The organism is Achromobacter sp. NPDC008082 (assembly GCF_042957345.1).
Classification (GTDB): Bacteria; Pseudomonadota; Gammaproteobacteria; order Burkholderiales; family Burkholderiaceae_B; genus Achromobacter; species Achromobacter kerstersii_A.
In genome coordinates, this window is the sequence record NZ_JBIBIB010000001.1 from 426,384 (window position 1) to 443,355 (window position 16,972).

Consider the following 16,972-nt stretch of genomic DNA (forward strand, 5'->3'; position numbering starts at 1 on the left):
GTCAGGCTCCGGGCAACAGGCTGGCGTCGACGACGGCGGCGACATCGATGGGGTGCTGGATCAGGCCCAGCGCGCGGTAGGCGTCAGCGGCCTTCTGCAACAGGTCCAGGTCAAACGCGCCCAGCGGGCGGCCGGCAGGCGAGACGGACGCGGCGTTGCGCAGCCGGATCACGTCCAGGTTGATGCTGCGGTCGGTGCCGTCGATGGCGCGTTTGCCGGCCAGCGTGGCGGCTTCTTCCGGCTGGGCGATCATCCACGCGGCGCTGTCGCGATACGCCTTCAGGAACGCGCGCAGCAACGGCTGCTTTTGTTGATACACCGATTCCCGCACCACGAACAGGTCGCTGGATACGTTGAGGGTGTCGCGCACTTCCATCACGTTGACCTCCCCCAGGCCACGGCGGCGGCCGACCAGCAGGCCGGTGTCGGTGGCGGCGGTGGCGTCGACCTGGCCCTGCAACAGCGGCGCAAAGTTCAGCACGCCGGTCACAACGATTTCAACGTCGGCTTCGGTCAGGCCGGCTTGGTGCAGCATTACCAGCAGATTCTGGCGCGTGCCGCTTGCCAGGCTGTAGACGCCGATGCGTTTGCCCTTCAAGTCTGCCGGGCGCGAAATGTTTGCCGACTTCAGCGACACCACGTTGAACACGTTCTGCGGATAGATGTCGTAGATGGCGCGCAGCTTCTCGCCTTTGTCCAGCGCCATGAAGAACGAGCCGGGGTCGGTGAAGGCCACGTCGGCCTGCCCGCTGAGAATATTGCGGATGGCGTCGCCGCCGCCCGCACCTGGCAGGTAGACGAGGTTCACGCCCTGCGCCTTGAAGAAGCCCTTGTCGGGTTCGGCCAGCAGGTTCGTGATTTCGCTGATGGGCTTGCTCCAGCCGGCCAGCGTGACCGTGCCGGTGGCGGCGGGGTTGCCTTGGGCGCGCGCGGCCACGGGCACGAGCGACGTGGCGGCAAGGCCGGCGGCGGCCGTCAACAACGCGCGGCGGGTAGGGGACGGGAGCATGGGTAAGGTCCTGATAGGGGTCACGATTGATCCGCGTAGGGGCGCAGCAGGCGGCGTTCGAGCATCAGCGTGGCTTGGTAGCCCAGCAGCCCGATGGCGGCAATGGCGGTAAGCGCGGCGAACATCAGTGGCGTGTCCATCATGCCTTGCGCGGCGATGATGACGGCGCCCAGCCCACGGCTGGCGCCAATGAATTCACCGACGACGGCGCCCACCAGCGCCAGCACCAACGCCACGCGCAGGCCGGCCAGGATGCCGGGCAGCCCCGCGGGCAGCTTCAGGCGCAGCAAGGTCTGCGCGCGCGATGCGCCCAGCATGCGAAACAGTTGAAGCCGGTTCGGGTCCACCTGCCGCAAACTGGTGAGCGTGTTTTCCATCAGCGGAAAGAAGCAGATCAGCGCGGTCATGACGATGGTGGGCGCCATGCCGAAACCGAACCACAACACAAAAAGCGGCGCGAGGGCCAGCTTGGGAACCACCTGGCTGACGATGACGTAGGGCTTGAATACGCGGTCCAGCAGCGCCGATTCGGCCAAGGCCACCCCCATCGCCAGCCCGGCCGCGCCGCCCAGCGCCAGGCCCAGCAGCATCTCGGCAAGCGTCGCGCCGATGTGCGGCCAGAGATAGCCGGTGGCAAGACTCGTCCACAGCGTCTTCGCAACGGCCGAGGGGGCGGGCAGCACCAGTGCCGAGATACCGGCCTGCCGCACCGTGACTTCCCATACGCCCACCAGCAACACCAGCAGCGCCAACGACAGCAGGCGAAAGGGGATGGCGGGCTTCATGCGCGCGCTCCGTTCATGAATTCAAAGACCTGCGCGCAATAGGCGTTGAACGCGGCGCCGTGGCGCATCGGCTGCGTGCGCGGCGCGGGCAGGTCGATCGGCAGGTCGGCGGCCATGCGGCCCTGGTGCATGACGGCGACGCGGTCGCCCAGGTACACGGCTTCGCCGATGTCGTGCGTGACGAACAGCACGGTCGTCTTGCGCAGGCGGCACAGCCGCATCAAGTCGTCTTGCAGCTCGCCGCGCGTAATGGCGTCCAGCGCCGCGAAGGGCTCGTCCAGCAGCAGCAGCGCGGGCTCAAGAATCAGCGCGCGCGCAAGCGCTACGCGGCTTTGCTGGCCGCCAGACAGCTGGCGGGGATAGCGCTGTGCGTAGTCGGACAAGCCCAGCATGGCGAGCAAGGACTGCGCGCGTTCGATGTCTTCAGGCAGGGGCCGGCGCTGCAACGACACGGGCAGCAGCACGTTGTCGATGACGCGATGCCATTCCAGCAGCGTCGGCGCCTGAAACACATAGCCCAGTTGCGGGCCGGGCGTGGCGGGCGCGCCATCCCACAGCTGGACGCGGCCCGACTGCGGGGCCAGCAGGCCCGCGGCCAGTTTGAGCAGCGTCGTCTTGCCGCAACCGCTGCGCCCCACCAGGCAATGCACACCGCCGGCCTCCAGCCGCCAGTCGACGCCATCCACGATGGGCGGGCGGCCGGGGTAGGTGTAGACCACCTGTTCAAGGTTCAGAAAAGGCATGGCGTGGTGCGCGCTCATGGCTCGTAGGGGGCGAACGGGTCGGCGGCGGTTTCGGCGGACTGTTCGATTTCCGTCATGCGCACGAGGTCCAGCAGATTGAAGCGGCCGTCGTGATGCCAGCCCGCTTCGGGCACGCTCATCGAGCCGATGGCGCTGATGCGGGTGACGCCCGCTGCGCCCAGTTGCTCGGCCAGGCGGTAGAGTTCTTCGGGCGTCGCCGCGACGCCCGCCGTTTGCAGATAGTCGTGATGGGCGGCCACGAGCGGCGCCACATCATCCAGCGTATCAATGCCCGCCACCACGATGCTGCGCTGCAGGGCGGTTGGCATCAGAGGCTGCGCCGCGTCGGCATACGCGACGCTCCACGCGGAATCAGGGTCGCCGATCAGCGCATCCGCGCCGTCGGCAGGCAGTTGCCATTCGATTGACTGCCGCCACTTCGCCACGGCAGCGGATTCCGCCAGGTCCATCGCGCGCCGGGGAAAGCGGCGTTGCAGATTCGACAGTTCGCCCGCCAGATAGCTGGCGAATTCGCGCGGCGACACCCGGCCGCCGCGCTGCACGTAGAACACATGCGGGGAATAACAACCCTGCTGGTCATAACGCATGACGTCCCAGGCCGCGCGGCGCGCCAGCGCAGGGGCTTTCTGAGCATCCAGCGCCATGGCGCTGACAACGCCAAAGCCCAGCTTGTGGCCGTGCGCCAGAAAGCGTGTCGTGACGGGCAGGCGGCGCTGGATAGCATGTAGCGCGTCGTTGCCGCCATAGGCGACCACGGTATCGGCCTGTGCATAAAGCGCCGACGCGTCGTCATCGCCTGCGCCACGCCACCAGACGACCGCCATGCAGTCCGCCAGCGGCGGGTGCACGTCGGCCAGCAAACGCGCGAACCAGCCCGCAAACAGCGGTTCGGCGCTGGGCAGTTTTCCGATATTGCCGGCCTTCACCAGCAGGCCGCATATCAAGCTCCACAAGGCGAGTGCCGGCACGTTGCCGGCCCAGCTGTGCACCAGCAATTGCGGGCCGTAGGCGCGCACGGCGCCGCCCTTGATCGCAGGCTGGAAGCTGTCCAGCACCTTGGGGTTGGCGAAGTCCTCGGCCACAAAACGATGCAACTGCGGCGCGCGGAATGTTTTGAGCAAGCCGGTGAGCCCCAGCCGCACCATGTCGGCGTCGTAGCCGGTCACAACCGGCAGCAGCGCATCGGCCTGGCGGCGCAGCGGGTCGTTCGGGTCGAGCAGGCGGGCGATGGCGCGGTCGATGATGGTGATGATTTCCGACACCGTCATCGTCTTCAGATGCTGCGCGCTGGCGCGTTTGACGCGCGCGGCAAGCGCTTGCATCTGCGCGGCGGACAGCACCGGCACGGCGACGTCCACGCGTTGCCCGTCCTGCTCGAACGGCAGCGTCTGCCATTGCACATCCGCCGAGGCGAGCCCCGGCAGGTATCCCCCCTCGACCCGTTGCACGTTCATGATCGCGCCGACTGGATGAACTCTTCGACCGCCAGCGAGCAGCCCTTGGCCTGCGCGCCTTCAGCCCGGCCCAGCAGCAGGAATCCGCCATCAGCGGGCTCGCCCACGTCTTCCGTCAGGATGGTGTTGACCGAATTGAAGTTGCCCAGGTCGCAGTGCGCGAGGATGCCGCGTTCGCCCGCTGGCACCGTGCGGCCCGTGGCCGGGTCCACCAGCCGCGACCGAATCCAGTGCGGCCCCGATTTCACTGACGGCACGGTGGCGTTGCCGTCGTCATAGAACTGCGTGCTGAGCTCGGTCATGCCATACATGTTGATGCACAGCGACCGCGGCACGCCCAGCAGCGCAGAGAGCTCCGCATAGAACGTGTCTAGCGGCAGCTCGCGCGACTGGCCCTTGTAGCCGCCCGTATCCAGAATGCGGCTGCCCGGCGGCAGGCGAAACGTGCGGCCTTCACGGCGCAAGGCGTCAATCACATGCACGAAGCTGAAGCTCGCGCCCAGCAGCGCATAAGGCTCGCCGCTGCGCTCGGCGTCTTCCAGCTGGCGCCACAAACCGTCAAGATCAATGCCCTGCGGCGACATGAAATAGCGGCTGCCTTCACTGCCAAAGGCGGATTTGGCCAGCGCCAGATAATGCGCCAGCGACGAATTCGGCATGGCCACTTCATCGGGAAACAAGATGCCCATCGGCAGTCGCGCCGTGCCCTGCATGACGCGGGCCGCGAAGTTGCGCGTCATGGACAGGTCGTACACGGCCAGATGCGGATGAAAGTGGCGCCCACGCATATCGGCGCGCGTCGTGCCGCTGGTCATGAACACGCGCTCATCAGGCCGGGCGGGTTCGCAGCGCAACTCCATCGCCTTGAACGCGTCAATCGGCACGGCGGGAATATCGCTCCACGTCTTCACATTGCGCACGGTGGCGCCACGGCGCTGGCAGAAGCTGCGGTAGGGCGCACTGGCCCCATATTGATAGGCAAAAAGCCGCAGCGCGAGCTGATCAAACTGCTCGTCGGTGCAGCCGTCCTGGGCGATGAATTCGAGTAGTTCCGCGACCGGCGGGGCGACGTTGTTCATGGGCGTTCGATGATTCCAGTACAAGGAAGCTCCGAAGCCCGCCTGCGCAAGCGGCGCAACGGCGCGGCAGGGCAAGACGAATGCTCTTCTTACGCCGGCATGAACCGGGTCAAGTTCGCGGGTCTGAATCTCAGCACTGGCGTGCACCCCGGAGCAGAGGCAATGTTAACCCGGCCTAGGAATCATCGCCCAGGTCGAGTCCTTGCTGGCCGTCCAGCCGGAATGCTGCGGGGTCATAGCCGCTGGACAACACGATGGACCGCACTTGGCATACACTGGCAACACGTAGCCGGTCGCAGTACTTTTGCAGTGACGACGCATCCTCCGTGATGACAAAGGGAATGCGCTCGTGGCAGGCCTGGGCGATCAGTTTGACGTCATCCCGCGCCACCGCGCGCGGTGTGTCGTCTTCCCTTGGACCCAATGCATTCCACAGCTGGGCCGCTCGTTGTCCGTGCGGAATGTTGAATGGCAAATGCCGGAATTTTTGCAGCGGTAAATCAGTAATGGGTTGCTTGATTCCGAACTCTGCTGCAACAACGGCCGAAAAGTAAATCGGCAAGGACTCGTCGAGCATTTGTCGGAAATACTTGGTGGCAGTGTGGTGGTTGGGCCGCCTCGCGTCGACCAGGGAGATCAGATAGCTGGTGTCCAGCAGCACTGCCGCCGTCATGTGTCGTCGCCTCGCAGCGATTCAACCCATTTAGTGGCGCTGGGGACATCCGCCCAGGCGGCGGTGCCTTTGCGAACCATCTGCTGAAATTCGTCTTCGTCGTAAGCGGGGTGATGCACCTCGAAGGAACGCAGATTTAAATTGCGAAGTTCACCGGTGCGCAGATTTTCTTCTGCGGTCACGTGGAGCAACGCCTGACGATAGAGGCGATTTTCACTCTCTTGCGCGAGCAATTGCTGAGTGGCCGCCACCGTAAGGGATTTGCCGTTCTCAAGTACAAGATGAACGTTGGCTTTGGTCTTGCCGCCCCAATCCACGATTTTGCCGTGTAGATACTTTTCGACTGTTACCCAGATATCGACGGTTTGCTTGAAGTCTGATTGCGCATTGACGATCGCGAGGGGATGCTTGCCCATGTCTTCCAGAACGTACGCGCGGTCTGGGTTGTTACGGGCCTGAGCTTGCCAGCGCTCGACGATGGCGGCGCGTCTTGGATCGATCGTACGCATCGAGTCGGGGGTGGTCAATTGCTCCACGTCAGCCCATAGCAACGAGGCGCCCAGCAAACCGCTCGCGACTAACACCAACGAGCCTTCATCAATAGACACCAAGACATCTGCCGGGTTTACCTCTCGGGTTGAACCTTGCAAAAAGTCGCTAACGTCCTTTTGAAATTCCCCGAGCAGACTCAATGGGACATGCTTCGGCCCCACATCAACGCCGTTGATGCGGTCGCGGATAGCGAAGCGAAGGTTGTCGGCGGGTTTCATGGCGTTGATTGTAGACCTCGCACTGCTTTTTTCGGAGGTCTTGTAATCTTTTGCAAGCAGCGTGGGAATCTTGTCATCATGACAAGATTAGGCCGCAGGCTGATCAACGTACCAAACGCAAAAAGCCCCGCCAAGGCGGGGCTCAATGCTTGAATCTTTTGGTGGCCTGGGGCGGAATCGAACCACCGACACAAGGATTTTCAATCCTCTGCTCTACCGACTGAGCTACCAGGCCAACACGTACGCTTTGCAAAAAGCCCAGCGCGGCGGCTGGGCTTTTTTTGGGATTTGATATTGCTACCGCAATCCCAATAATTCCAATAATTCTTTTGGTGGCCTGGGGCGGAATCGAACCACCGACACAAGGATTTTCAATCCTCTGCTCTACCGACTGAGCTACCAGGCCAACGAAGTCCGCAACTATACACAATTTTTTGTGCCTGTGCCAGCCGGAGAGAAAAAATCGCGACAATTTCCGGTTAAAGGGCCAGAGCCAAAGTGTTGGGTGAATGGCACGCAAGGGTGCGACGCAGGGTCGCGGACGGGGCGTGAATTGGCTTGGGGATAACCCGCGGGGGTATAATCTTCGACAGTTCGCTGTTACGTTTCCGGAAAATTTCCAGCCCATGTTCCGCTCGGGTTCCGCCCGTGTTGCTCAAGGTGGCCCTGACGTAACGCCTTGTTCTTAGTGGCAGTTCTTAACGCTAACTCATGTCGGTAGCTGTCCTTGCCTTCGGTCTGAATCACACGTCCGCGCCGGTTTCGGTTCGCGAACGCGTGTCTATGCCCGTCGATCTGGTCAAGCCGGCGTTGGAAGGTCTGCGTTCGGCATTCGGCGGTTCCGTCCGCGAAGCCGCCATCCTGTCCACCTGTAATCGCACCGAGATCTATTGCGCAGCCGACGGCCACGTCGCTGATCAATTGCCCGCCTGGCTGGCTGAACACAACCGCCTGGACGCCGGCACGCTGCGCCCGCACCTGTACCGCCATCATCAAGACGACGCCGTGCGTCACGCGTTCCGCGTGGCCAGCGGGCTGGATTCCATGGTGCTGGGTGAAACCCAGATCGTGGGCCAGATGAAAGACGCCGTGCGCGCCGCGGGCGAAGCCGGGTCGTTGGGCACGTTGCTGCACCAGATGTTCCAGCGCACGTTCTCGGTCGCCAAGGAAGTGCGGTCGCAAACCGCGATCGGCGCGCAGTCGGTATCGATGGCTGCGGCCGCTGTCCGGCTGGCCGAACGCGTGTTCGGCAATTTGGACCAGGCCCGCACGCTGTTCATCGGCGCGGGCGAAATGATCGAACTTTGCGCCACGCACTTCGCCGCGCAACGTCCGCGCAGCATGGTCGTGGCCAACCGCACGGCCGAGCGCGCAGAAATTCTGGCCAACCGGTTTTCGGCCAGCACGATGAAACTGTCTGACCTGACAGACCGCCTGTCCGAGTTCGACGTCATCGTTTCCTGTACGGCAAGCTCCTTGCCCATCCTCGGTCTGGGGATGGTGGAAAGGGCCACGCGCCTGCGCCGTCACCGCCCGATGGTCATGATTGATCTGGCCGTGCCGCGCGACATCGAACCCGAAGTCGGCCGCCTGGACGACGTCTATCTGTATTCGGTGGATGATCTGGGCCGCCTGGTGCAGACCGGCACCGACGCGCGCCGCGCGGCTGTCGTGCAAGCCGAAGCCATCATCGAGACCCGCGTCCAGGGCTTCATGCACTGGATGCAGTCCCGCGAAGTGGTGCCCGTCATCCGCGACCTGCATCAGGCCGCCGAAGACGTCCGCGCTGCCGAACTCGAACGCGCGCGCCGCATGCTGGCGCGTGGCGAATCGCCCGAAGCCGTGCTGGAACAACTGGCCCACGGCCTGACGCAAAAATATCTGCACGGCCCGCTGGCGGCGTTGAACCGCAGCGAAGGCGATGAGCGCAAGCAGCTGCTTGCGTGGATGCCGCGCCTGTTCCCCGGCCGCGATTCCCGCCGTTAGCGAATCTGTCCCACGTCCCGCCTCCTGGCGGGCGTTCGTCTTGTGGGCGCCCGCTATTCCTGTTTTCTCTTTGGTCATTCCCCCATGAAATCTTCCATGCGTAGCCGGCTGGAGCATCTGTGTCACCGCCTGACCGAGGTGGACGCGTTGCTCGCCCAACCGGAAACCGCGTCCGATATGGACCGTTTCCGCAAGCTCTCGCGCGAACGCGCCGAGCTGGAACCCGTGGTCGAGGCCTTCACGGCGTTTGCCCGCACCGAGGAAGACCTGGCGACGGCGCAGGAAATGCTGTCGGACCCCGACATGAAAGCGATGGCCGAAGACGAGATCAAGTCGGGCCGCGGCAAGCTGGAAAGCCTGGAAAGCGCGTTGCAGCTGTTGCTGCTGCCGCGCGACCCCAACGATGGCCGCAGCGTGTTCCTGGAAATCCGCGCCGGCACGGGCGGCGACGAAAGCGCGCTGTTCTCCGGCGACCTGCTGCGCATGTATTCGCGCTATGCGGAAACGCGTGGCTGGCGCGTTGAGCTGATGTCGGAAAGCGCATCGGAACTGGGCGGCTACAAGGAAGTGATCGCGCGTATCGACGGCGATGGCGCGTATGGCCGCCTGAAGTTCGAGTCCGGCGCGCACCGCGTGCAGCGCGTGCCGGCGACCGAAGCGCAGGGCCGCATCCATACGTCGGCCTGCACGGTCGCGATCATGGCGGAAGCCGACGAGATGTCGGAGATCGTCATCAATGCGAACGACCTGCGCATCGACACGTTCCGCGCCAGCGGCGCGGGCGGCCAGCACATCAACAAGACCGATTCGGCCGTGCGTATCACCCACTTGCCGACGGGGCTGGTGGTGGAATGCCAGGACGACCGTTCCCAGCATCGCAACAAGGACAAGGCCATGCAGGTGCTGGCCGCGCGCCTGAAAGACAAGGAAACGCGCGAACGGCAAAGCAAGGAAGCCGCCGAGCGCAAGAGCCTGATCGGCACGGGCGACCGCTCCGAGCGCATCCGCACGTATAACTTCCCGCAGGGCCGCGTGACGGATCACCGCATCAACCTGACGCTGTACAAGCTGCAACAGATCATGGAAGGCGATCTGGAAGAACTGACTGGCGCGCTGATTGCCGAGCATCAGGCCGAGCAGTTGGCGGCGCTGGGCGACGACATCTGAGCCCCGGCCCATGACCGCGCCCCAGCTGAAAAGCCTGCTGCTCGACACGCGCCTGCCGCGTCTGGAAGTGCGCATGCTGCTTGAGCACGTGCTGCAAAAGCCGCGTGCGTGGCTGCTGGCGCACGACACGGACCCGTTGGCGCCTGAGGTTGCCGCCGCCTACGAGGCCCTGCTTGCGCGCCGCCTGGCGGGCGAGCCGATGGCGTATCTGCTGGGCCATCGCGAATTCATGGGCCATTCGTTTCGCGTGACGCCCGACGTGCTGATCCCGCGTCCCGACACGGAAGTGCTGGTGGAAACCGCGCTGGAATGCGTGGCCGGTACGGCCGGCCCTGCCGTGCTGGACCTGGGCACGGGCAGCGGCGCCATTGCGATCTCGATCGCGCTGGCGCGCCGGGATGCGCGGGTGATGGCGTCGGATGTCAGCGCCGCGGCGTTGAAAGTGGCGGCCGCCAACGCGTGGGAGCTGACCGCGTCGGTGCGGTTCGTGGAAGGCAGCTGGTATGACGCCGTGCCGGCCGGCGAAGGCTTTGACCTGATCGTGTCGAACCCGCCCTATGTGGCCAGCGACGACCCCCATCTGGATCAGGGCGACCTGCGTTTCGAGCCGCGCGGCGCGTTGACCGACGGCGCGGGCGGCTTGGAAGACCTGGGCCGCATCGTGGCGGGCGCAAGCCGGCATCTGAAGCCGGGCGGCGCGTTGTGGATGGAGCATGGCTGGGACCAGGCGCAGGCGGTACGGGATTTGCTGACCGCAGCCGGGTTCGATGACGTGCACAGCCGCCAGGACTTGGCGGGCATCGAACGCATTTCCGGCGGCCGCTACCCCCGCCGCTAGGCCGGTTGTTACAGAACCCAGCCCCCGGATTCCCGGCAAAGTCCGGCGGCGCGCCCGGGTAATTCGGGCGGTTTTTCCGGCTGTACCTATAATTGCCCTATTCCGTTATGCCTGTCGAAGAGACCACCATGAGCGACGTTCAAGAATTCATCCGCGAAACCGTGACCCAGCACCCCGTTGTGCTGTTCATGAAGGGCACCGCCCAATTCCCGCAATGCGGCTTTTCCGGCAAGGCCATTCAGATCCTGAAGGGCTGTGGCGTGAAGAAGCTGGTCACCGTCAATGTGCTGGAAGACGACGAAGTGCGCCAGGGCATCAAGGAATTCTCCAGCTGGCCGACCATCCCCCAACTGTATGTGGCGGGCGAATTCATTGGCGGCTCGGACATCATGAACGAGATGAATGAATCCGGCGAACTGAAGACGCTGCTGGAGCAATCCGGCGCCACGGCTTAACGCCTCGATGCGTCGACTCGTTATCGGCATCACCGGCGCCACGGGCGCGCTCTACGCGGTGCGCATGCTGCAAGCATTGCGCGGCGTGGACGATGTGGAGACGCATCTGGTGGTGTCGGCCTCGGGCGTGCTGAACATCAAGCACGAACTGGACGTCAGCCGCCACGATATCTACGCGCTGGCCGACCACGTGCATTCGGTGCGCGACGTGGGCGCCACGCTGGCCAGCGGCGCGTTCCAGACCGCAGGCATGGTGATCGTGCCGTGTTCGATGCGCACGCTGGCGGCCGTGGCCCATGGCTTGTCGGATAACCTCATCACGCGCGCGGCCGACGTCACCTTGAAGGAACGCCGCCGCCTGGTGCTGATGGTGCGCGAAACGCCCTTCAACCTGGCGCACTTGCGCAACATGACGGCCGTCACCGAAATGGGCGGCATCGTATTTCCGCCGCTGCCGGCGTTTTATCACCGCCCGGCGTCCATCGAAGAAATGGTGGACCACACCGTTGCCCGCGTGTTGGAACTCTTCGACATCGTCGTGCCAGGCCCGCACTGGGAAGGCATGAAGTAGCGCGCCTGCCAGGCAGCCCGCCAGTCAGGCATGCAGTCCGCCAGGCAGGCAGCCACGCAGTCAGCCAGCCAGCCCGAAATAAAAACAGCCCCGCATGCGGGGCTGTTTGCATGGGCAGGGCGTTGGCCTATTCCACCAGCCCCATCCCGTTCAACGCCGCCAGGTTTTCCGGCCATAGTCGCGCGCGGGCGTTTTGCAATTCGATGCGCGCCCAGGCCATCCAGCCGGCCCATTCAATGCGCTTGTCCCACGCCGTGCCCCACGCTTGCAACGCGGCAAGCCCGGCGGCGGCGTGCTGCTCAGCGGCGTCGAAATCGCCCGTGGTCAGCGCCAGTTGCGCCAGCAGCAGGCGGGGTTCGCCAACCCAAGGGTTGTGCGCCACGGCGGCTTCCAGCAGATGGCGCGCGCTGTCCATCTCGGTTAGCGGATGCATGCGCGTGATGACCTGCCAGTACAGCGCGCTGGCCGCCGCTTCGTCGCGCGGGCTGAGCGTGGCGCGGCACCCATCAAACGCAGGCGGGACGGGGATGCCGGTGTCGGCCGGCATGCGCGACATCGGAGCCAGCAGATGCGACAGCATCGACAGGATGTTTGACGGCGGCTTCAAAGGGCCCGGCCACAACGACGCGGCCCAATTCGTTTTCAAGTCGCGGCGCTGCTGCTGCGGATAGCCGGCGAAGATTTCGTCCTGCCAGCTATGCCATTGCTCGCCGATGTCGGCGGCGGACACGACGATGAACGCGGCAACCTGGCGCGGCGTCAGCGTGAAGACCTGTCCGTCTGGGCCCTCAAGCGTCATGCCTGCGCTGCCCGTGCCTTGTCCGGCAAGCACCGCCTGCACGAACTTCGTGCGCGGCATCGCGCAGAACAGGCTGACCCATGCTTCGGCTTCTTCGCCCAGCATCTCGCGCAGGGTCGAGCGTTCGCGCTCGCGGTCGAACAAGGTCAGGTCCACGTATTCGTTGCCGTAAACGCTGTGGAACAGGCCCAGCATGCGCACTTCGCGCGGCTGGTTCCACAGCGTCAGCGTGCGGTACACGCCAAGCAAGTGATGCTTGAAGGTGCCGGCCTTGTGCCAGTCTTCTCCGGCGCTGCGGGCGAACAGCAAGTCCAGCAGCGCGGGCAGGTCGGCGTCGACGGCGGCGTAGTGGTCAGCGAGCAGGGCGCGCGCATGCGGATGGAGTTCGGGGGATGGGGACATGGCGTGAATGCGTGTGATTGAAAGCAGCCGCTATTGTGTCCGCATGAGGCGGGCTTGTCATGGCGCAGTGCTTATATCGTTTTGCACATATCAATATGAATATTCATCGCTTCCAGTTTTGTAGGGCGATCAATAGAATCGCGGGTCATTCTTCCTACTCTAGAGATGCCTCATGCGCCTTCGTCATTCCTTGGTTGTTTTCGCCGCCGTGCTCGGATTCGCCAGCACCCAAGCCATGGCGCAGGACGCCGAATTGAAGGTGGGCGTGACCGTCGGCCCGCACGCGCAAATCGGTGAAGTGGTGCAACAGGTTGCCGCCAAGCAGGGCCTGAAAGTGAAGCTGATCGAATTCAGCGATTTCATTCAGCCCAACGCCGCGCTGGACGCCAAGGAACTGGACCTGAACATCTACCAGCACAAGCCCTTCCTGGATTCGCAGAACAAGGCGCGCGGCTACAAGCTGGTGCCGGTGGCGACGGCGGTGGTGCAGCAGATGGGCATTTATTCCAAGCGATTGAAGTCGCTGGATGATCTGCCGCAAGGCGGCAAGGTGGCTATTCCAAATGACCCGACCAACGGCGCCCGCGCGCTGCTGGTGTTGCAGGCGGCCAAGCTGATCAAGCTGAAAGACGGCGTGACGGTAACGGCGTCGTTGTTCGATGTGGTCGACAACCCGAAGAAGCTGAAGTTCATTGAGATCGAAGCGGCGCAATTGCCGCATTCGCTGGCCGACGTGGACGCGGCCGCCGTGAATTCCGCCTACGCCATTCCGGCCGGCCTGTCGCCCGCCAAGGACGCGCTGGCGCTGGAAAGCAAGGACGCGCCGTTTGCCGCCGTGGTGATCGCCGCGCGCGAAGACAACAAGAACGACCCGCGCATTGCGCGCTTCATCAAGGCGTATCAGTCGGACGAGGTGAAGGCGTTTGTGGCCAAGCAGTTCCCGGGCGCGTATTCGACGTCTTGGTAAGACGTGCGGCGGGCGCCGCGCCGCTCAGGCGTACTTCCCGGTCAGCCCGCCATCCACGAGCAGTTCGGTGCCGGTGATGTAGGACGCATCGTCGGATGCCAGGAACGCCACGGCGCGGGCGACTTCCCACGGCGTGCCCATCCGGCCCATCGGCACTTGCCGGTCGCGCGCGGCCAGCGCCGCCTGCAGATCGTCAGGGTCAAACATGCGCGCCACGTTTTGCGCCACGCGCGGCGTATCGATCAGCCCGGGGATGACGGTATTCACGCGGATGCCGTCGGCGGCATATTGCTGCGCCGCCATGCGCGCGAAGTGAATGACGGCGGCCTTGCTGACGCTATAGGCCAGGTGGGGATAACCGGTGTACCGGATACCCGCGATGGACGACACCGTGACGATGGCGCCGCCGCCCTGTTGACGCATCACGGGCGCCAGCAAGCGCGTGGCGATCAGCAGGCTGGTCACGTTCACTTGCTGGATGCGATCCCAATCTTCCAGGGAAATATCTTCCGGCCCGCCCACCTTGCCGATGCCCGCGTTGGCTTGCAGGATGTCGATGCGCCCGTAGCGGCGCAGCGCGGCGTCTACCGCCGCCTGCATGGCTTCGGGATCGGCCACGTCCGCCTGCACAGGCCAAGCGCTGCCGCCGGCTTGCTCGACTTCGTGAGCCGCCTCTTGCGCGGCGGCCAGGTTGGCGTCCAGCGCGACAATCGACGCGCCTTGCTGCGCCATGGTCACGCAGCTGGCTTTGCCGATGCTCCACCCGGTGGCCGACGCGCCCGCGCCGGCCACCAGCGCAACCTTGCCCGCCAATCGCGCATCGCTGCCGGCCGCCGTCATGCGGATTCACCGTCGTCTTGCTGATGCGTTTTGCCCTTGCCGACATAAGGGATGGCGTGATCGATGGTTTCCCAGATGTAGCGGCCCGACGGGCTCTGCTGTTCTTCCGCCACGTGCGACACCAGGCCGGCCGCGCGCGATATCACGGCAAAGCCGCGCATCAGATTGGTCGGCACGCCGATCTCGCTTAACAGCGCCGCTACCGCACCCGTGGCGTTGATGGTGATGTGCTTGCCGTAGGTCTCATCGATGGCTGCCGCCAGCAGGCGCAACGCGTTCAATGATGCGCCTTCCAGGTCGGGCTCGGCTTCGGCCAGCGCCAACAGTTTGATCGAACGGGGGTCGTCGGGCTTGTGCAAATGGTGGCCGAAGCCGGGCAGGGCCTGTCGCTGTTCGCGGAACTCGCGCGCGATGGCCAGCGCTTCGGCGCGCCCGTCCGGCGCCTGTTTGATGCGGTCGAGCAGGCGCGAACAATTTTCCATGGTGCCGACAAACTGGCTGCCCACCGCCATCAACCCCGAGGCGACCGCGCCTTGCAGGTTTTCGGGGGCGCTCATGTAGATCAGACGCGTGGCGATGGCGCTGGGCGTCATGCCGTGCTCCATCAAGGTGACCAGCACCGCGTCCACGATGCGCATGTCCACGGGCCGCGCATCGCGCCCAAGGATTTGCATGATCATGACTTCGGTGAAGGTCTTCTTGCCGATCAGGTCATCCACCAGGTCGACGTCGCGGTACGACATGCCAGTCAAATGATGGGCGCAAAGGCGGGTCTCGGGGGTGTTCATGGCGTCTCCTTTTGTGCGGCGTCGCGCACGGCATTCTTCAGAACCTTGCCCACGCTAGAGCGCGGCAGGCTGTCATGGATATGAAATTGCTTGGGCGTGGCGACCGGGCCCAGCAGCGCGCGCACATGGGCTTTCAGCGCATCGGCATCGGCCTGCGCGCCGAGGTGGAACTGCACGGCGGCGTGGACCGCTTCGCCCCATTTGTCATCCGGCAGGCCGAACACCGAGCATTCGTACACGGCGGGGTGTGACGACAGCGCGTTTTCGACATCGACCGGGTAGACGTTGAAGCCGCCGGTGATGATGACGTCGCGCAGCCGGTCTTTCAGGAACAGATAGCCGCGCGCATCGATCAGGCCCGTGTCGCCGGTGTGCAGCCAGCCGTCGATGAGCGTTTCGGCGGTTTTCTCCGGCAGACGCCAATAGCCCGTCATCGTCAGGTCGCCCTGCACCACCACTTCGCCGATCTCGCCGCGGGGCAGCAGCGTGCCGTCGGGCGCCATGATGGCCACGTCCGACAGCCACGTTGCGCGCCCGACCGACGCGCGGTTGCGCGGGTCGTTCAGGTCTGCTGGGCGCAGCACGGTGGCAATTTGCGGCGCTTCGGTTTGCCCATAGGTCGTGCCCAGCACGGGCCCGAAAAATTCGCGTGCGCGGTCGATTTTTTCAGGCGGCATGGGCGCGCCACCGTAGATCAGGTTGCGCAGATGGGGGAAGTCGGCGCGCGACACGCCATCCTGCGCCATGATCATGTAGATCAGCGTGGGCGGCATGAAGCTGAGCGTGCCGCCTCGTTCCCGGAAGGCGGCGGTGATGGTGGCCGGGGTGACGCTGTCCAGCAGCAGGTGCGCGCCGCCGCTTGCCAGCACGGGCAACACGTACGTGCCGGTGCCGTGCGTGATGGGGGCGGACACCACATAGCGGTCTTCGCGCGTGAGTTCCCAGCTGGATATTTGATTGATGATGCCCGCGTTCCACGCGCGGTAGGGCTGCATCACGCCTTTGGGCAAGCCCGTCGTGCCGCCCGTGAACTTGATGGCTTGCGTGGCATCGCGGGACAGCGCGTGTCGCGTGGGCTCGCGTCCAGCGTACTGCCGCAGCAGCGCGTTCAGGCGCAGGCTGCTGCGCGAGCCGGCGCCTGAGCTGTTGCCTGAGCTGCTGCCCGTGCCGGCATCTGCGCCCGAATCCGAACTGGCGCCCTGGCCAGAGCCCTTGCCCGTACCCGCGCTGTCATCCCCATCATCAAGATGGATGCGCGCGCCATCCCCCGTGGCCGTCAGCGGGCCGCCGGCCTGGTCGACGATGACGATGGACGGCGTGGTGGCATCCAGGATGCGCCCGATTTCCCGCGCGGTGCTGCGGTAGTTGAGCGGCACCCAGATTTTTCCGCTGGCCAGCACGGCAAGCAGCGCCAGAATGTGCTGCGCGGAGTTGCCCGCGCAGATCGCCACGCGCGTCTGCGGTTCGGGGTCCAGAGCTTGAAGGGCGGCCGCCAAGGCCCGGGTGCTGGCGGCCAGCTCGGCGTAGGTGATCACGCCATCCGGTCCGTCCAGCGCAACGCGTTCGGGATACTGCTCCGCCGCGCGGAAAAAGAAATCGATCGGGTACACCTTGTGCTCCTGGAA

17 protein-coding genes, 2 tRNA genes and 1 riboswitch are annotated in these 16,972 nt (G+C 64.7%); of the genes, 6 read left to right on the plus strand and 13 right to left on the minus strand.

Annotated features, from left to right (window positions below):
- Window position 1: 1 nt before the first annotated feature.
- The 9 genes from ACFZAI_RS01965 to ACFZAI_RS02005 all read right to left on the minus strand — a co-directional run bounded on the left by ACFZAI_RS01965 (window position 2) and on the right by ACFZAI_RS02005 (window position 6,940).
- Window positions 2-1,009, minus strand: a complete 1,008-nt coding sequence (locus ACFZAI_RS01965; protein WP_391565338.1) for an ABC transporter substrate-binding protein — start codon at window positions 1,007-1,009, stop codon at window positions 2-4.
- A 20-nt stretch (window positions 1,010-1,029) separates the two neighbouring features.
- The gene (locus ACFZAI_RS01970; protein WP_391565339.1) at window positions 1,030-1,794 is read right to left on the minus strand and encodes an ABC transporter permease; all 765 of its coding nucleotides are present in this window, start codon (window positions 1,792-1,794) and stop codon (window positions 1,030-1,032) included.
- Entirely contained in the window at window positions 1,791-2,555 is a 765-nt protein-coding gene (locus tag ACFZAI_RS01975; protein ID WP_391565340.1) for an ABC transporter ATP-binding protein, read from the minus strand. Before ACFZAI_RS01975 ends, ACFZAI_RS01970 begins: the two co-directional genes overlap by 4 nt.
- Window positions 2,552-4,012: an acyl-CoA reductase gene (locus ACFZAI_RS01980; RefSeq protein ID WP_391565341.1), complete on the minus strand. Its 1,461-nt coding sequence runs from the start codon at window positions 4,010-4,012 to the stop codon at window positions 2,552-2,554. Before ACFZAI_RS01980 ends, ACFZAI_RS01975 begins: the two co-directional genes overlap by 4 nt.
- On the minus strand, window positions 4,009-5,091 hold the full coding sequence (locus tag ACFZAI_RS01985) for a long-chain fatty acid--CoA ligase (RefSeq protein WP_391565342.1): 1,083 nt from the start codon (window positions 5,089-5,091) through the stop codon (window positions 4,009-4,011). Before ACFZAI_RS01985 ends, ACFZAI_RS01980 begins: the two co-directional genes overlap by 4 nt.
- 69 nt (window positions 5,092-5,160) lie before the next feature.
- Window positions 5,161-5,252: riboswitch (TPP riboswitch) on the minus strand.
- A gap of 14 nt (window positions 5,253-5,266) precedes the next feature.
- Window positions 5,267-5,764: a PIN domain-containing protein gene (locus ACFZAI_RS01990; protein WP_391565343.1), complete on the minus strand. Its 498-nt coding sequence runs from the start codon at window positions 5,762-5,764 to the stop codon at window positions 5,267-5,269.
- Window positions 5,761-6,534, minus strand: coding sequence for a hypothetical protein (locus tag ACFZAI_RS01995; RefSeq protein ID WP_391565344.1), 774 nt, complete (start codon window positions 6,532-6,534; stop codon window positions 5,761-5,763). The genes ACFZAI_RS01990 and ACFZAI_RS01995 overlap by 4 nt, the downstream gene beginning before the upstream one ends.
- Window positions 6,535-6,693: 159 nt before the next feature.
- Window positions 6,694-6,769 (minus strand) — tRNA-Phe (locus tag ACFZAI_RS02000).
- Between the two features lie 95 nt (window positions 6,770-6,864).
- Window positions 6,865-6,940: transfer RNA gene (locus tag ACFZAI_RS02005), tRNA-Phe, on the minus strand.
- A gap of 305 nt (window positions 6,941-7,245) precedes the next feature.
- On the opposite strand from ACFZAI_RS02005, the gene hemA reads away from it, so the two are divergent.
- The 5 genes from hemA to ACFZAI_RS02030 all read left to right on the plus strand — a co-directional run bounded on the left by hemA (window position 7,246) and on the right by ACFZAI_RS02030 (window position 11,551).
- Window positions 7,246-8,520, plus strand: coding sequence for a glutamyl-tRNA reductase (gene hemA, locus ACFZAI_RS02010; protein ID WP_342067054.1), 1,275 nt, complete (start codon window positions 7,246-7,248; stop codon window positions 8,518-8,520).
- A gap of 84 nt (window positions 8,521-8,604) precedes the next feature.
- Window positions 8,605-9,687, plus strand: a complete 1,083-nt coding sequence (prfA, locus tag ACFZAI_RS02015; protein WP_054427011.1) for a peptide chain release factor 1 — start codon at window positions 8,605-8,607, stop codon at window positions 9,685-9,687.
- Between the two features lie 10 nt (window positions 9,688-9,697).
- Entirely contained in the window at window positions 9,698-10,525 is an 828-nt protein-coding gene (gene prmC, locus ACFZAI_RS02020; RefSeq protein ID WP_391565345.1) for a peptide chain release factor N(5)-glutamine methyltransferase, read from the plus strand.
- A 128-nt stretch (window positions 10,526-10,653) separates the two neighbouring features.
- Window positions 10,654-10,980, plus strand: a complete 327-nt coding sequence (gene grxD / locus ACFZAI_RS02025) for a Grx4 family monothiol glutaredoxin (protein WP_006227137.1) — start codon at window positions 10,654-10,656, stop codon at window positions 10,978-10,980.
- 7 nt (window positions 10,981-10,987) lie between these two features.
- Entirely contained in the window at window positions 10,988-11,551 is a 564-nt protein-coding gene (locus ACFZAI_RS02030) for a UbiX family flavin prenyltransferase (protein WP_006227138.1), read from the plus strand.
- A 127-nt stretch (window positions 11,552-11,678) separates the two neighbouring features.
- Here ACFZAI_RS02030 and ACFZAI_RS02035 read toward each other — a convergent pair whose 3' ends face one another.
- Entirely contained in the window at window positions 11,679-12,752 is a 1,074-nt protein-coding gene (locus ACFZAI_RS02035; RefSeq protein ID WP_391565346.1) for a DUF6817 domain-containing protein, read from the minus strand.
- 172 nt (window positions 12,753-12,924) lie between these two features.
- Here ACFZAI_RS02035 and ACFZAI_RS02040 point away from each other — a divergent pair, with 172 nt between their 5' ends.
- Window positions 12,925-13,719 carry a MetQ/NlpA family ABC transporter substrate-binding protein gene (locus ACFZAI_RS02040; protein WP_391565347.1) on the plus strand — a complete coding sequence of 265 codons (795 nt, stop codon included), beginning with the start codon at window positions 12,925-12,927 and terminating at the stop codon, window positions 13,717-13,719.
- A 24-nt stretch (window positions 13,720-13,743) separates the two neighbouring features.
- On the opposite strand, the gene ACFZAI_RS02045 is transcribed toward ACFZAI_RS02040, so the two are convergent.
- The 3 genes from ACFZAI_RS02045 to ACFZAI_RS02055 are packed head-to-tail and all read right to left on the minus strand — an operon-like array spanning window position 13,744 to window position 16,957.
- Entirely contained in the window at window positions 13,744-14,559 is an 816-nt protein-coding gene (locus ACFZAI_RS02045; protein ID WP_391565348.1) for an SDR family NAD(P)-dependent oxidoreductase, read from the minus strand.
- Window positions 14,556-15,347: a citryl-CoA lyase gene (locus ACFZAI_RS02050; RefSeq protein ID WP_391565349.1), complete on the minus strand. Its 792-nt coding sequence runs from the start codon at window positions 15,345-15,347 to the stop codon at window positions 14,556-14,558. The genes ACFZAI_RS02045 and ACFZAI_RS02050 overlap by 4 nt, the downstream gene beginning before the upstream one ends.
- Window positions 15,344-16,957, minus strand: coding sequence for a class I adenylate-forming enzyme family protein (locus ACFZAI_RS02055; RefSeq protein WP_391565350.1), 1,614 nt, complete (start codon window positions 16,955-16,957; stop codon window positions 15,344-15,346). Before ACFZAI_RS02055 ends, ACFZAI_RS02050 begins: the two co-directional genes overlap by 4 nt.
- Window positions 16,958-16,972: the final 15 nt, after the last annotated feature.

What these genes read in the sequence shown, in the direction of transcription:
- ACFZAI_RS01965 (WP_391565338.1), bottom strand. Translation starts at nt 1,009, where the DNA reads ATGCTCCCGTCCCCTACCCGCCGCGCGTTGTTGACGGCCGCCGCCGGC.
- ACFZAI_RS01970 (WP_391565339.1), bottom strand. Translation starts at nt 1,794, where the DNA reads ATGAAGCCCGCCATCCCCTTTCGCCTGCTGTCGTTGGCGCTGCTGGTG.
- ACFZAI_RS01975 (WP_391565340.1), bottom strand. Translation starts at nt 2,555, where the DNA reads ATGAGCGCGCACCACGCCATGCCTTTTCTGAACCTTGAACAGGTGGTC.
- ACFZAI_RS01980 (WP_391565341.1), bottom strand. Translation starts at nt 4,012, where the DNA reads ATGAACGTGCAACGGGTCGAGGGGGGATACCTGCCGGGGCTCGCCTCG.
- ACFZAI_RS01985 (WP_391565342.1), bottom strand. Translation starts at nt 5,091, where the DNA reads ATGAACAACGTCGCCCCGCCGGTCGCGGAACTACTCGAATTCATCGCC.
- ACFZAI_RS01990 (WP_391565343.1), bottom strand. Translation starts at nt 5,764, where the DNA reads ATGACGGCGGCAGTGCTGCTGGACACCAGCTATCTGATCTCCCTGGTC.
- ACFZAI_RS01995 (WP_391565344.1), bottom strand. Translation starts at nt 6,534, where the DNA reads ATGAAACCCGCCGACAACCTTCGCTTCGCTATCCGCGACCGCATCAAC.
- hemA (WP_342067054.1), top strand. Translation starts at nt 7,246, where the DNA reads ATGTCGGTAGCTGTCCTTGCCTTCGGTCTGAATCACACGTCCGCGCCG.
- prfA (WP_054427011.1), top strand. Translation starts at nt 8,605, where the DNA reads ATGAAATCTTCCATGCGTAGCCGGCTGGAGCATCTGTGTCACCGCCTG.
- prmC (WP_391565345.1), top strand. Translation starts at nt 9,698, where the DNA reads ATGACCGCGCCCCAGCTGAAAAGCCTGCTGCTCGACACGCGCCTGCCG.
- grxD (WP_006227137.1), top strand. Translation starts at nt 10,654, where the DNA reads ATGAGCGACGTTCAAGAATTCATCCGCGAAACCGTGACCCAGCACCCC.
- ACFZAI_RS02030 (WP_006227138.1), top strand. Translation starts at nt 10,988, where the DNA reads ATGCGTCGACTCGTTATCGGCATCACCGGCGCCACGGGCGCGCTCTAC.
- ACFZAI_RS02035 (WP_391565346.1), bottom strand. Translation starts at nt 12,752, where the DNA reads ATGTCCCCATCCCCCGAACTCCATCCGCATGCGCGCGCCCTGCTCGCT.
- ACFZAI_RS02040 (WP_391565347.1), top strand. Translation starts at nt 12,925, where the DNA reads ATGCGCCTTCGTCATTCCTTGGTTGTTTTCGCCGCCGTGCTCGGATTC.
- ACFZAI_RS02045 (WP_391565348.1), bottom strand. Translation starts at nt 14,559, where the DNA reads ATGACGGCGGCCGGCAGCGATGCGCGATTGGCGGGCAAGGTTGCGCTG.
- ACFZAI_RS02050 (WP_391565349.1), bottom strand. Translation starts at nt 15,347, where the DNA reads ATGAACACCCCCGAGACCCGCCTTTGCGCCCATCATTTGACTGGCATG.